Consider the following 12,623-nt stretch of genomic DNA (forward strand, 5'->3'; position numbering starts at 1 on the left):
CATCCATCAGCTCGGGGATCAGCCCGAGGATACGGCCGGTCCGGACGCCTCCCCCGAGCCACCCTCCAGCGCGACGATCGCGCCGTGCAGGCTTTCCAGCTCAACGGCCTCGATCTGGGCCTCGACCGGGTCGAGCAGCCACCCGTCCGGCGATCCGAGGTCGTCGTACGGCTCGCTGCCCTCGGCGTTCAGCTCGATGTCCGCGTCGACCTCGACCTCGAGGTCCCGTAGCGCGGGGTCGCCTGAGTAGTCGTTCGTGCTCATGATCACTTGCCCGCCTGAGCGGCGTACCACTCGTCGTAGTGCCGCTCGCCCTTGGTGGCGTCGCCGATCGGGACCAGGCTGCGCTCGCTCAGCTCGGAACCGAAGTACCGGGCGTGCTCGTCGCTGATCACCTCACGGTGGTCGCCGTGCGCGGCCAGCACCTTGCGGAAGAACTCGTCCATCCGGAACTCGTCCGGCCCGCAGATGTCGACCCGCGCGTTCAGCGGCGCGCCGACCGCGACCTGGCCCAGGTTCTTCGCCACGTCCTCGCCCGCGATCGGCGCCCAGGCTACCGGCGCGATGTGCACCTTGCCGTCGTCCCAGGTGCCCTCGTCCGCGATCGCCGGGACGAACTCGAAGAACTGGGTCGCGTGCACCAGCGAGTACGGGACGCCGGAGCCCTTGATCAGCTCCTCCTGCGCAATCTTCGCGGCGAAGTACGCGTTGTCCGGCATCCGCTCGGTGCCGACGATCGAGATGCCGACGTGGTGCCGGACGCCGGCCGCGTCCTCGGCCGCGAGCACATTACCGGTCGAGGTCTTGAAGAACTCCATCACCGGGCCGGCCTCGAACGACGGCGAGTTCGCCACGTCGATCACGACGTCGGCGCCCTGCAGGACGTCGGCCAGGCCCTCGCCGGTGAGGGTGTTGACGCCGGTGCTCGGCGCGGCCGGCACCGCCTCGTGCCCGTGCTCGGTGAGCGCGCCCACCAGCTTGGTACCGATCAGGCCGGTGCCGCCGATCACGACGATCTTCATCGCAGAACCCCTTCGTTTGCAGATTGTGGTGGTGTCATCGGGTTAGACAGGGCAGGCCCGCGGCTTGTGACAGTCACATCCGGGACGCGTGCACTGTCTTTCTGGATGAGGACTCCTGGAGAAGGGAACCGCTGTGCCCAACACGACCGTCCGGATCCGGGTCCGGATGACCGCGCGGCCGATCGACGAGCCGCACCGGGTGTCGAGCCAGCTCGAGCTGCTCTTCGACCTGACCTTCGTAGTGGCGGTCGCTGCCGTCACCGAGCAACTCGCGCACACCATCGCCGCTGGTCATGCCGACGTGCTGCCGTTCCTCCAGGTCTTCTTCGCGATCTGGTGGGCCTGGATGAACTTCACCTGGTTCGCGTCGTCGTACGACACCGACGACATCGCCTACCGGGTACTGACCCTGGTGCAGATGGCCGGCGTGCTGCTGCTCGCGGCCGGTGTCCCGGCGGCCGCGGACCACGGCGACTACACGGTCGTCACGACCGGGTACCTGATCATGCGCCTCGGGCTGATCTCGTTGTGGCTGCGCGCGGGCATCGAGGACCCGAAGTACCGGCGTACGGCGTTCCGCTATGCGATCGGGATCGGGGCGCTACAGGTCGGGTGGTTCCTGCGGCTGTACCTGGCCAACACCGGTGCGTCGGCGAGCGTACTGCTCGTCGCCTTCATCGTGCTGGCGGCGCTGGAGTGGTCGGTGCCGCTGTGGGCGGAGCGGCCGCGGGCGACGACGTGGCACCCGCATCACATTGCCGAGCGGTACGGCCTGTTCACGATCATCCTGCTCGGTGAGGCGGTCCTCGCATCGTCCAACGCGGTACGGCGAGCCGTCGAGGAGACGCACGTCAGCGTCGACCTGATCGCGGTCGCGGCGAGCGGTCTGGTGATGCTGTTCGCGCTGTGGTGGCTGTACTTCCTGCACCCGGCCGGGCCAGGGCTCGAGGATCGCCGGAATCGTTCGTACCGCTGGGGGTACGGCCACTACGTCATCTTCGCGTCGCTTGCCGCCCTCGGCGCCGGGCTGGAGGTCGCCGTCGAGCAGACCGGCCACGGCCTGCACCTGTCGGAGACGGCCGCGAGCTACGCCGTCGCAGTACCGGCGAGCTGCTTCCTCGCATCGCTGTGGGCGGTGCACACGATGATCGCGGACTCGTCGCGCGTGCACTTGGTGGCGGCGAGCGCCGGCGTGGCGGTCTTGCTACTGCTGCCGCTCGGCACGCCCTCCGTCGGACCGGTGGTGGATCTGGCGCTGATGGCCGCGACGTGCGTCACGCTCGTCGGCGTCGCCTCGTGGCACGAGAACTTCAGGCAGTCAGACCGGACAGAGTCTTCAGTGTCGACCGAATGACGTCCGCGAACGCGACGCCGTCCGGCTCGGTCAGCCAGCGCTCGAACGCGACCCGGAACACCGCGACCCCGGTCTCGGCCGCCAGTGCGGCGACATCCTGTTCGACGCCGCGCTCGCGGAGCGCCTTGGTCAGCCCGGTGGTCAGCGACGCCATCTTGATGAGCTCGCGCTCGAGCAACTCCGGCGTCGCCTGAATCACCGCCGCGCGCCGCCGCGAGTAGTCCCGGCGGATGTCGTCGAAGAACTCCGCCGACGAGAGGACGGCGGCCGTGACCGCGGCCATCGGGGTGGCGTCCGCCGGCGCCTCGCTGAGCGCCTTCACCATCAGCACCTCGAGCTGCTCGGAGCCGGCGAACAGCACCTCGCGCTTGTCCGCGAAGTGCCGGAAGAAGGTCCGCGCGGTGACACCGGCCCGGTCCGCGATCTCGGCGACGGTCGTGCCGTCGTAGCCGCGCTCGGCGTACAGCTCCATCGCCGCCTCGCGCAGCCGTCCGGCCGCCCCGGGTTCCCACCGTGTCATACGGTCGATCTTAACTGATGTCATGGAATGACATCATCGGGTGTAAGGTTAGTGATGTCAGTTGATGACATCACTCCTTGAAGGGACTGCACCATGCGCGTCTTCATCACCGGAGCGTCCGGACACCTCGGCTCGGCCGTCGTCCCGGAGCTCCTGCAGAACGGTCACTCGGTGCTCGGCCTCGCCCGGTCCGACGACTCGGCGAAGAAGCTGACGGACTGGGGTGCCGAGGTGGTCCGTGGCGACCTGGACGACCTCGACCGGCTGGGCGCGGCGGCCGCTGCCGCGGACGGCGTCATCCATCTCGCGTTCCGCCACGACCTGCTGGTCAGCGGCGACCTCGCCACTGCCGCCGAGTCGGACCTGGCCGCACTGCGGGCCATGGCCGAGGCTCTGGTCGGCTCGGACAAGCCGTTGGTCAGTACGTCGGGCACCGGCATGCTCGCCGCCTTCGTCCACGGCCGGACCGGGACCGAAGCGGACTTCGCTCCCGGCGGCGGCTACCGCATCGACGCCGAGAACTACGTCGTCTCGATGGCAGACAAGGGCGTCCGCTCGTCGATCGTCCGGCTTCCGCAGGTCCACAGCGAGCTCGACCACAGCGGTTTCATCCCGTCGCTGATCAGGTTCGCCCGGCAGAACGGCTTCGCAGGCTACATCGGCGACGGCAGCAACCGCTGGCCGGCCGTGCACACCCTCGACGCCGCACGGCTCTACCGCCTCGCCCTCGAGTCTGCGCCCGCGGGCAGCCGCCTGCACGCTGTCGGCGACGAGGGTATCGAGCTCCGCGTGATCGCCGAGGCGATCGGCCGCGGCCTCGACGTACCGACCCGTTCGATCACGACGGACGAAGCCCCGCAGTACCTGGGCTTCCTGGCGACCTTCGCTGCCTGGGACAACCCGACCTCCGCGACCCGGACGAGTGAGCTGCTCGACTGGCACCCCACTCACCCGGGTCTGCTGGCGGATCTCGCCGCGGGGTTCTACTTCGGCTAGACCGTGGGGATCGGGGCGATGGTCTTCAGCCGCGAGCCTTCGTAGGCGGCGAGGAGGATCCCGAGGACGGCGATGCCTTCCTCCTCGGTGTGGATGGGGCGGGTCTTGCCGGCCAGCGAGTCGGCGAAGTGGGCGATCTCGGCGACGAACGTGTCGACCGGTTCGAAGGTGAAGGTCTCGGACTCGCCGGAGCGGAGGGTGTAGGAGAGCGTCGTACCGTCGCTGGTGAGCGAGCCCAGCTCGCCGACGGCGGAGAAGCGTTCGGTGGACGTGGCCGGCTCGTAGGCCCAGCTGGTGACGAGCTGGCCGACGACGCCGTTGTCGAAGCGGATCAGCACCTGCGCGGAGTCCTCGCCCTCCATGAACTTCAGGCGGTGGGTCGAGAGCATCGCGGTCGCCTCGACCGGCTTGCCGCCAGCCAGGTGGAGCATCAGGTACGTGGGGTGGTAACCGGTATCGATGAGCTCGCCACCCCCGCTGGTCCTGGCACTCGCCCGCCAGCCCATCGTGCTCGGGTCGAAGTCGTTGTAGAAGCTGTCCGTGGTCCGCACTTCGTAGACCGGGCCGAGCGTGCCGGCCTCGAGCAGCTCCTTGGCCTTGGCGACGGCCGGCATGAACAGCTGGTTGTGCGCACACATCAGCGTCACGCCGTTCGTGGTGACTGCCTCGCGCACCGAGGCCGCCTCGGCGGCGCTGAGGCAGAGCGGCTTCTCGCAGAGGATGTGCTTGCCCGCCTCCGCCGCGGCGACGATCGCGTCGCGGTGCAGGTGGTGCGGCAAGCAGATGTCGACCGCGTCCAGCTCCTCGTTCGCGAGCATCTCGCGGTAGTCGGTGTAGTGGCTCGCGTTCAACTCCTCGCCGCGCTTCTTCGCCGTCTCCTCGACGGCATCCGCGACGGCGGTGACGCTGATCCGGTCCGCGTGCTGCTCGTATCCCTTGATGTGCGCCGACGCGATCCCGCCTGCACCGATCAGACCGACTTTGATCATTTGCTCCTCCTCAGCTGTAGGCGATCACGCGATTGGCCTCGGCGGCCGCATTCGCAGCCACGACGAGGCGGGTCAGCTCGACGGCACGCTGGATGTTGTCGTCCGCGCGGGTGCCGTTGGTGATGTGATCCACCCACTGAGCGAACGCGTCCGGCGCATGCTCTGGCACAGGCACTTGTTCGCCGTTCACCAGCAGCACGTTTCCGCGGTCGGTGTACGTCAGTGTTCCTTCGGTCCCGAACAGTTCGATCGTGAACGGATTGTCGCTGGCGAACCCCGCTTCGATCACGCCGATCGTTTGATCGCCGTACCCGGCCACCACGACAGCGTTGTCTTCGAGCCCCAGCCCGGCCACCGAGCGGTACGTCGCACTCACGGTCTCCGGCGTCGCGCCGAGGAAGAGCTGAGTCAGGTACACCGGATGGCAGCCGAGGTCGGTCAGCGCGCCGCCGATCGCGGCCTTCGGATCGAAGAACCGGTGCGGCAGCCAGCCATCCTTGCCGTCACGGCCGATCGCGCCGTCGTGGCTCAACCGGACCCTGCCGTAGGTCAGCTTGCCGAGGGTGCCGGCGGCGAGCACTTCTTTGATCGCTTGTGTGTAGCCGTGGTAGAGCCGCGGCAGCGAGACGATCAGCTTCACGCCGGCCGCATCCGTCGCGGCGACGATCTCCTTCGCCTCGGCCACCGTCGGGGCGAGCACCTTCTCGGTGAAGATGTGCTTCCCGGCCTCGGCTGCCTTCACCATGATGTCGCGGTGCACGTCGGTCGGGGTGGTGATCACCACGCCGTCGAGGTCTTCGCGGGCGAGCAGCGCGTCCAGGTCGCCGGTGTACTCCGTGCCGAACTGCTCCGCGCCGGCCTTGCCGCGCTCGGCGTTGTCGTCCCAGACGGCGACCAGCTCGGTCCCCGGGTGTTCCTGGGCCTGCCGCGAGTAGTCGCCGGCGTGCACGTGCCAGAAGCTGAGCGTCGCGATCTTGAGTGGGTTGGACACTGTGGTCCTCCTCAGTCGGAAACGTTTCGGTGGAGCCGCCGACATAGCACGGTACAACGTTGTCAAGGAGCCTGGGGAGGGGTGCGGCGCGGCTGTTCACACGGTGAGACCCGTGCGCAGCCGGGATGCTTATAGTTATCCAGGAGTCCACGATTAAGCGAGGTACCGCATGACGGAGGAGCCGGCCGGTGGGGACCTGTCCCGGTTGCGGCAGCTCAACGCGGCCGCCGTACTGCGGGAATTGCGGGGCGATCAGCCGCTGACGCTGACCGAGCTGTCGAAGCGGACCGGGCTGTCGCGGGCATCGACCGAGGACGTGGCGCGGGACCTGCTCGGGCGGGGCTGGCTGGCCGAGGTCGCGCCGTCGGTGGGGTCGGTCGGGCGGCCCGCGCGGCGGTACCGGTTCAACTCGGGGGCCGGGCGGATCCTCGGGGTGGATGTCGGCGGGCACAAGGTGCTGGCCCTGGTCACCGACCTGGACGGAACCGTGCTCAACCAAGCACGCATCCTGCTCGATCCGGAGCTCGGGCGGCGCGGGCGGCTCGCCGCGGTGGACAAGTGCGTTGCGCAGGCGCTGGCCGGAGCCGACGTCCGGGCCGACCAGATCTGGTCCACCGGCGTCGCCAGCACCGGGCTTGTCGACGGCACCGGCAAGGTCATGCTGTCCGACTCGCTCCCCGAGTGGACGGGTGTCGACCTGACCGCCCACTTCCGCCGCCTGGTCGGTGGCCCGATCCGGGTCGAAAACGACTGCAAGCTGGCCGCCCTGGCGGAAACCTGGCGTGGCGTCGCCCGCTACGCCAAAGACGTCGTGTTCCTCCTCGCCGGCCTCCGCACCGGCGCCGGCCTGATCATCAACGGCCAACTCCACCGAGGCTTCGCCAACTGGTCCGGCGAAATAGGCGCCCTCCCAGCCGCCGGCTGGCAACGAGCCCCCGAACACCTCAACAACTGGCTGGCCGGGGCCAAGCACCCCACTCCCCCGGTCGGCGCCGCGCAGGCTGCTCCCCCACCAGAGCTGGAGAGTGTGTTTGTGGCTGCTCGGCGGGGGGATCGGGAGGCTGGGCGGGCGGTTCGGGGGTATGTGCGGGACCTTGCTGTCGGGGCTTCGGCGTTGGTGCTCACGCTGGATCCGGAGTTGGTGGTGATCGGGGGTGGGTTTTCGCGGTCGGCCGACGTGATGGTGGAGCCGTTGCGGCGGGAGCTGGACCGGTGGTGTCTCAGGACTCCGGAGATTCGGGTGTCGGCGTTCGCGGACGAGGGGGTGGCGCTGGGCGCGGTCCGGCTCGCTCTCGAGGAAGTGGAGTCGACGATCACGGCAGGGCTGAGGCCTTGACATAATTTCCCTGGACTCCATGATTATTCCTATCGCCCCGCCCAGCGAGAGGAAGCGTCATCGTGCGTTCGTTCCGCCTGCTCGCCGCCGCCCTGGCCGGCGTACTGCTTGCCGCCCTGCTCGTCTCCCCCGCCGCAGCCACCATCAGCGGCGCCACCGCGACCAACACCGCCACGACCGTCACCTACCGCTTCTCCTACACCGGGACCCCACAGTTCCTCCGCGTGTACGTCGACACCGACCGCGATCCGTCGACCGGGTACGCCCAGGCCGGGACCGGCGCCGACTACCTGCTCGAGAACGGCAGCCTCTACCAGCACACCGGCACCGGCTGGAGCTGGTCCCTCGTCAGCGCTGTCACCTTCTCCAGCACCGGTGGCGTCGCGCAGTGGACCGTGAACCGCTCAGCCATCGGCGAGACCGCAACGCCGGGCGACGCGGACCTCGTCTTCCAGGTCGAAGCCCCGCTCGAGACGTCCGCGAAGTACACCCAGACCTACACCGGCGGCAGCGGCTCCGGCACCGTCACCTACACGGCCGCGACCGACAACTTCGCGAACCCCGAGCGCGGTCTCTACCACCACACCGGCGACTGCGACAAAGCCGACTTCTCCCTGTCCACCCTGCAGAGCTACCGCACCGGCGCCGGCATCTCGCTGGTGATGTGCGTCTTCTACCTGGCCGAGTACAAGAACGGCCCGATCGCCCAGGCCGCGCTCGACCAGCTCCAGCAGCAGATCGACACGGTCCGCGCGGCCGGCCTGAAGATGGTCCTCCGGTTCGCCTACACCACCTCGACCGCGGGCGACGACACCACGAAGGATCGAATCCTCGCACACCTCGACCAGCTCGCGCCGTACCTCAGCAGCGGTCAGGACGTCATCGCCGTCGTCCAGGCGGGCCTGATCGGCGCCTGGGGCGAGTGGTACTACACGCAGAACTTCGGCAACGCCGGCACGATCAGCGCGACCGACTGGGCCAACCGCAAGGCCGTCACCGACAAGCTGCTCAGCGTCGTCCCGTCGAGCCGGATGATCCAGCTCCGTACGCCGAAGTTCAAGCGGACCCTCTACTCGACGAGCCCGGTCACCTCCGCGAACGCCTACAACGGCTCGGCGCTGTCGCGGATCGGTCACCACAACGACTGCTTCCTCGCCAGCGCGGACGACTTCGGCACCTACGAGAACACCTCGGTCGAGTACCCGTACCTGCAGAGCGACACGACGTACGTCGCCATGGGCGGCGAGACCTGCGGCTCGAACCCGCCGCGCTCCAGCTGCCCGACCGCGACAAGCGAGCTCGCGCAGTTCCACTGGTCGTTCATCAACACCGACTACGAGCCGTCCGTGCTCAACTCGTGGAGCACCGGCGGCTGCCTCGCGACCATCACCAAGAACCTCGGCTACCGCTTCCGCCTTGAGTCGGGTACCTACCCGGCCACCGCGACCCACGGCGGCTCGCTCCCCGTCAGCTTCACCGTCCACAACGACGGCTACGCGACGCCGTACAACCCGCGCAACCTCGAACTGGTACTGCGGAACACCTCCACCGGCACGAACTACAGGCTCGCCCTGAGCTCCGACCCGCGCCGCTGGACCGCCGGTACGACGACCACCGTCACGCAGACGCTCACGCTGCCCGCCACGCTTCCGGCAGGTTCGTACTCCCTGATGCTGAACCTGCCGGACCCGCTCCTGTCCACCCGCCCCGAGTACTCGATCCGTCTCGCGAACCAGGGCACCTGGGACGCGGCGACCGGGATGAACTCGCTCCTGCACACGCTCACCGTCAGCTAGTTCGAGGAGAAACGTTCGATGCGACGTCTCATCACCGCGCTGGTCGCCTTCGGCCTGCTGCTCCCGGCCCAGACCGCAATGGCCCACCTCGGTCCCCCAGCCACCACCGTCACGTACACGACCTCCGACGAGGTGATCTCCAACCAGGAGCGCGGGTTCTACCACCACGCCGAGACGCACTACTACGCCGACAACTCCGGCTACGTGCCGCTCGACGTCACCAAGCTACGCAACTTCCGGACCCAGGAGCACATCACCCAGATCCTGCGGCTGTTCTACCTGGAGAAGTTCGCCAAGCAGGACGTGATCGACCAGCACTACCTCGACCTCATGCAGGCCGACTTCAACACCGCCCGCGCGGCCGGCGTGAAGATGATCGTCCGGTTCGCGTACGCGCTGCCAGGTGACGGCTGGCCGCCGCCCACGCCGTACGGCGACGCTCCGGTATCGCGCGTCCTGAAGCAGATCAAGCAGCTGACGCCGATCCTGCGCGCGAACTCGGACATGATCGCTGTCGTCCAGTCCGGCTTCATCGGCCTCTGGGGCGAGGGCTACTACACGGACTACTTCTCCGACCCGGCCGACCCGAGTCAGGTGTCGGACCAGAACTGGGCCGACCGCAAGGCCGTCATCGACGCGCTGCTCCAGGCGCTGCCGAAGGACAAGATGGTCCAGGTGCGGACGCCGTACATGAAGCAGCGGATGTACGGCGTACCGACCGGGACCGCGGGTGGGCTGACCGCGGAGCAGGCGTACGACGGCTCGGCGGTGGCCCGGATCGGCCAGCACAACGACTGCTTCCTGGCCAGTCCGGACGACTTCGGGACGTACCTGAGTGACCCGCTCCAGCTGGACAAGGATTTCGTTGCCCAGGACACCAACTATGTGCCGGAGGGTGGCGAGACCTGCGCGGTCAACCCGCCGCGGTCGGAGTGGCCGTCCGCGTCGGCCGAGATGGCGCAGCTGCACTTCTCGTTCCTGAACATCGAGTACCACCCGGACGTGCTCGCGAGCTGGGGCGACAACATCACCATCGCGAAGCAGAAGCTCGGCTACCGCTTCGCGCTGACGCAGAGCACGGTGTCGCAGTCGCACGGGAAGGTCCAGGTCAAGGTCCAACTGCGGAACGACGGGTGGGCCGCGCCCTACAACCCGCGGCAGGTCCAGCTGGTGTTCCAGAACAGCCGGCACACCTACCGGGTCAACGTGTCCGGCGATCCCCGTCGCTGGGGCGCCGGTACGACGACGACGCTGAACTGGAATGTGAAGGTTCCCGCCGGCAAGTACAAGGTGTTGCTGAACATCGCGGACCCGAAGCTGCAGTCGCAGGCCCGTCTACCAGGCTCCGCCGAAACCTACAACGCCGTCTACGCGGTCCAGTTGGCGAACAACGGGACCTGGCAGCCGAGCACTGGTTACAACGATCTCCAGCAGACGGTAACCATCCGCTAGGGCCTTCTTGATGAGGCGGGACGGCGTCCTGAACGCCGTCCCGCCTCATCCGCGTCTACTGAGCGTCCCGCGGTGCTGGTGCGGGAACGGGCGCGCTCGTGTGGGTGTCGTGCGCGATCCCCGCCGCGGCATAAGCGTCTGCCTCGTCGAGGGTCTCGTGCAGCAGCAGCTGCTCGGCGATCGAGTCCAACCGGCTCCGGTTCTCGGTCAGCAGTCGTCGCGCTTCGGCGTAGCACTCCTCGATCAACCGGCGTACCTCCTCGTCGACCGTGTTGAGCAGCTGGTCGGACACACCCGCCGACCGGGCGTCGCCCTCCACCGGCAGCACCGACACCGGACCGATCGCCTCGGACATACCCCATCGCCCGACCATCGACCGCGCGATCCGGGTCGCGTTCTCCAGGTCGCTCTCGGCACCGGTCGTGACCACGCCGAGCACTTCCTGCTCGGCCGCCATCCCGCCGAGCGCACCGATGATCCGGCCGCGCAGGTACTCGACGTCGTACCCGTACCGGTCGCCCTCCGGGGTCGACAGCGTGACACCGAGCGCCCGCCCGCGCGGGATGATCGACACCTTGCGGACCGGGTCCGCGCCGACCTGGATCATCCCGAGCAGCGCGTGCCCGCCTTCGTGGTACGCCGTCCGCCGCCGCTCCTCGGCCGGCATCACCACGCTGCGCGCCGTGCCGAGCTGGACCTTCTCCAGCGAGTCGGTCAGATCCCGCTGGGTGATCTGCGACTCGCCCTTCCGGGCCGCGGCGAGGGCCGCCTCGTTCAGCAGGTTGGCCAGGTCGGCGCCCGTCATACCCGGCGTCGAGCGCGCCAGCTGGCCGAGGTCAGCGCCTGGTGCGAGCGGCTTGCCGCGGGCGTGCACCCGCAGGATCGCCTCGCGTCCTTTTTGATCAGGTGCGTGCACTGTGATCGTTCGATCGAAGCGTCCAGGCCTGAGCAGCGCCGGGTCGAGGACGTCGGCACGGTTGGTCGCGGCGAGGACGACGACGCCCTCGGTGCCGGAGAAGCCGTCCATCTCGGTGAGGATCTGGTTCAGCGTCTGCTCGCCCTCGTCGTGCCCGCCGATCGAGCGGGCTCCGCCGCGGGCGCGGCCGATGGTGTCGATCTCGTCGATGAAGATGATCGCCGGCGCCACCTTGCGGGCCTCACCGAACAGCTCGCGGACCCGGCTCGCGCCGACCCCGACGATCATCTCGATGAACTCCGACGCGCTGGCGGAGAAGAACGGTACGCCGGCCTCGCCCGCGGTCGCGCGGGCCAGCAGCGTCTTACCGGTACCGGGCGCGCCTTCGAGCAGCACGCCCTTCGGCGCCCGGGCCCCGAGCCGCCGGTACTTGTCCGGATCCTTGAGGTAGTCGACGACCTCCTCGATCTCCGCCTCGACCTCGTCGATCCCGGCGACGTCGGCAAACGTCACCCGGACCGTACTCGGGTCGACCGGCTTCTTCTGCTGGCCGCCGCCGAGCAGACCACCCAGACCGCCGAGACCGCCGCCGGCGCGCTGCCGCCGGAACAGCCACCAGTAGAACGCCGCGATCAGGATGAACGGGCCGAGCGAGATGAGCAGGTTCCAGATCACGCCGCGCTGCTGGACCACCGGGGTGGCGCGCACCGTGGCGCCGCCCTTCTGCAGGTCGCCGTACAGGTTGTCGTTCGCGAAGGTCGGCCGCTCGGTGGTGAACTTCGTGTACGTCGCGTCGCTCTTGCCCGGGATCGGCGCCGCCTGCTTGAGCTTGCCCTCGATGGTGTCGCCGCGGGAGAAGATCTCCGCGACGTTCTGCTTCTGCACCTGGGCGGTGAAGTCGGTGTAGGCGATGGTCTGCTCGCCGCCGGCCATCTGGTCCTGCATGGTCGTCAGCAGGAACAGCACCAGGTACCCGCCGATGATCCAGGCGATCCACCGCCCCCACCGCGGCCGGCGCGGCTTGTCGTCGCCGTGCCCCGGCGGCAACCCTTCGGTCCGCCACGGCTTGTGCGGCGGCCGCTGGGCCCCGTCACCATCGGCCCGGCCGTTCCCGTCGGGACCGGCGCCCCGGTCGGCCCGATCGACCGGGGTCCCCGCCGGCTTGTCCTGCGGCGGCTGTTCCTTCTCGCTCATGCAGCCCAACATAGGTCCCCGGGCCCCCGATCAACAGCAATTCCGCTCGGCCGTGCC

11 protein-coding genes are annotated in these 12,623 nt (G+C 68.8%); 5 read left to right on the forward strand and 6 right to left on the reverse strand.

Annotated elements, in window-relative coordinates; genetic code table 11:
* Positions 1 to 18: 18 nt before the first annotated feature.
* Both AB0E69_RS08850 and AB0E69_RS08855 read right to left on the reverse strand, forming a co-directional pair.
* The gene (locus AB0E69_RS08850; RefSeq protein ID WP_360141841.1) at positions 19 to 264 is read right to left on the reverse strand and encodes a hypothetical protein; all 246 of its coding nucleotides are present in this window, start codon (positions 262 to 264) and stop codon (positions 19 to 21) included.
* A 2-nt stretch (positions 265 to 266) separates the two neighbouring features.
* Positions 267 to 1,022: an SDR family oxidoreductase gene (locus AB0E69_RS08855; protein WP_360141843.1), complete on the reverse strand. Its 756-nt coding sequence runs from the start codon at positions 1,020 to 1,022 to the stop codon at positions 267 to 269.
* Positions 1,023 to 1,155: 133 nt separating this feature from the next.
* Here AB0E69_RS08855 and AB0E69_RS08860 point away from each other — a divergent pair, with 133 nt between their 5' ends.
* Positions 1,156 to 2,376: a low temperature requirement protein A gene (locus AB0E69_RS08860; protein WP_360141845.1), complete on the forward strand. Its 1,221-nt coding sequence runs from the start codon at positions 1,156 to 1,158 to the stop codon at positions 2,374 to 2,376.
* On the opposite strand, the gene AB0E69_RS08865 is transcribed toward AB0E69_RS08860, so the two are convergent.
* Positions 2,333 to 2,896 carry a helix-turn-helix domain-containing protein gene (locus AB0E69_RS08865; protein WP_360141847.1) on the reverse strand — a complete coding sequence of 188 codons (564 nt, stop codon included), beginning with the start codon at positions 2,894 to 2,896 and terminating at the stop codon, positions 2,333 to 2,335. The two genes, AB0E69_RS08860 and AB0E69_RS08865, sit on opposite strands and share 44 nt — an antisense overlap.
* A gap of 93 nt (positions 2,897 to 2,989) precedes the next feature.
* Between AB0E69_RS08865 and AB0E69_RS08870 the strand changes: the two genes are divergently transcribed.
* Entirely contained in the window at positions 2,990 to 3,892 is a 903-nt protein-coding gene (locus AB0E69_RS08870) for an SDR family oxidoreductase (protein ID WP_360141849.1), read from the forward strand.
* Here the strand turns inward: AB0E69_RS08870 and AB0E69_RS08875 are convergent.
* Together AB0E69_RS08875 and AB0E69_RS08880 are read right to left on the reverse strand one after the other, a co-directional pair.
* Entirely contained in the window at positions 3,889 to 4,881 is a 993-nt protein-coding gene (locus AB0E69_RS08875) for a Gfo/Idh/MocA family oxidoreductase (RefSeq protein WP_360141851.1), read from the reverse strand. The genes AB0E69_RS08870 and AB0E69_RS08875 overlap by 4 nt on opposite strands.
* 10 nt (positions 4,882 to 4,891) lie before the next feature.
* Positions 4,892 to 5,872, reverse strand: a complete 981-nt coding sequence (locus AB0E69_RS08880) for a Gfo/Idh/MocA family oxidoreductase (RefSeq protein WP_360141853.1) — start codon at positions 5,870 to 5,872, stop codon at positions 4,892 to 4,894.
* A gap of 169 nt (positions 5,873 to 6,041) precedes the next feature.
* Here AB0E69_RS08880 and AB0E69_RS08885 point away from each other — a divergent pair, with 169 nt between their 5' ends.
* The 3 genes from AB0E69_RS08885 (at position 6,042) to AB0E69_RS08895 (ending at position 10,456) form a co-directional block, all read left to right on the forward strand.
* Complete coding sequence (locus AB0E69_RS08885) at positions 6,042 to 7,208, forward strand: ROK family protein (protein WP_360141855.1); 1,167 nt, start codon at positions 6,042 to 6,044, stop codon at positions 7,206 to 7,208.
* Between the two features lie 62 nt (positions 7,209 to 7,270).
* Positions 7,271 to 9,004, forward strand: a complete 1,734-nt coding sequence (locus AB0E69_RS08890) for a DUF4832 domain-containing protein (protein WP_360141856.1) — start codon at positions 7,271 to 7,273, stop codon at positions 9,002 to 9,004.
* Between the two features lie 18 nt (positions 9,005 to 9,022).
* The gene (locus AB0E69_RS08895; protein ID WP_360141858.1) at positions 9,023 to 10,456 is read left to right on the forward strand and encodes a DUF4832 domain-containing protein; all 1,434 of its coding nucleotides are present in this window, start codon (positions 9,023 to 9,025) and stop codon (positions 10,454 to 10,456) included.
* A 55-nt stretch (positions 10,457 to 10,511) separates the two neighbouring features.
* On the opposite strand, the gene ftsH is transcribed toward AB0E69_RS08895, so the two are convergent.
* A complete protein-coding gene (gene ftsH, locus AB0E69_RS08900; protein WP_360141860.1) occupies positions 10,512 to 12,566 on the reverse strand; it encodes an ATP-dependent zinc metalloprotease FtsH in 2,055 nt (684 codons plus the stop codon).
* Positions 12,567 to 12,623: the final 57 nt, after the last annotated feature.

This window comes from Kribbella sp. NPDC026611, assembly GCF_040638345.1.
In the GTDB taxonomy this organism is placed as follows: Bacteria; Actinomycetota; Actinomycetes; order Propionibacteriales; family Kribbellaceae; genus Kribbella.

Bases quoted from the DNA above. Each gene is read 5' to 3' on its own strand.
- AB0E69_RS08850 (WP_360141841.1), bottom strand. From the start codon at position 264: ATGAGCACGAACGACTACTCAGGCGACCCCGCGCTACGGGACCTCGAG.
- AB0E69_RS08855 (WP_360141843.1), bottom strand. From the start codon at position 1,022: ATGAAGATCGTCGTGATCGGCGGCACCGGCCTGATCGGTACCAAGCTG.
- AB0E69_RS08865 (WP_360141847.1), bottom strand. From the start codon at position 2,896: ATGACACGGTGGGAACCCGGGGCGGCCGGACGGCTGCGCGAGGCGGCG.
- AB0E69_RS08870 (WP_360141849.1), top strand. From the start codon at position 2,990: ATGCGCGTCTTCATCACCGGAGCGTCCGGACACCTCGGCTCGGCCGTC.
- AB0E69_RS08875 (WP_360141851.1), bottom strand. From the start codon at position 4,881: ATGATCAAAGTCGGTCTGATCGGTGCAGGCGGGATCGCGTCGGCGCAC.
- AB0E69_RS08885 (WP_360141855.1), top strand. From the start codon at position 6,042: ATGACGGAGGAGCCGGCCGGTGGGGACCTGTCCCGGTTGCGGCAGCTC.
- AB0E69_RS08895 (WP_360141858.1), top strand. From the start codon at position 9,023: ATGCGACGTCTCATCACCGCGCTGGTCGCCTTCGGCCTGCTGCTCCCG.
- ftsH (WP_360141860.1), bottom strand. From the start codon at position 12,566: ATGAGCGAGAAGGAACAGCCGCCGCAGGACAAGCCGGCGGGGACCCCG.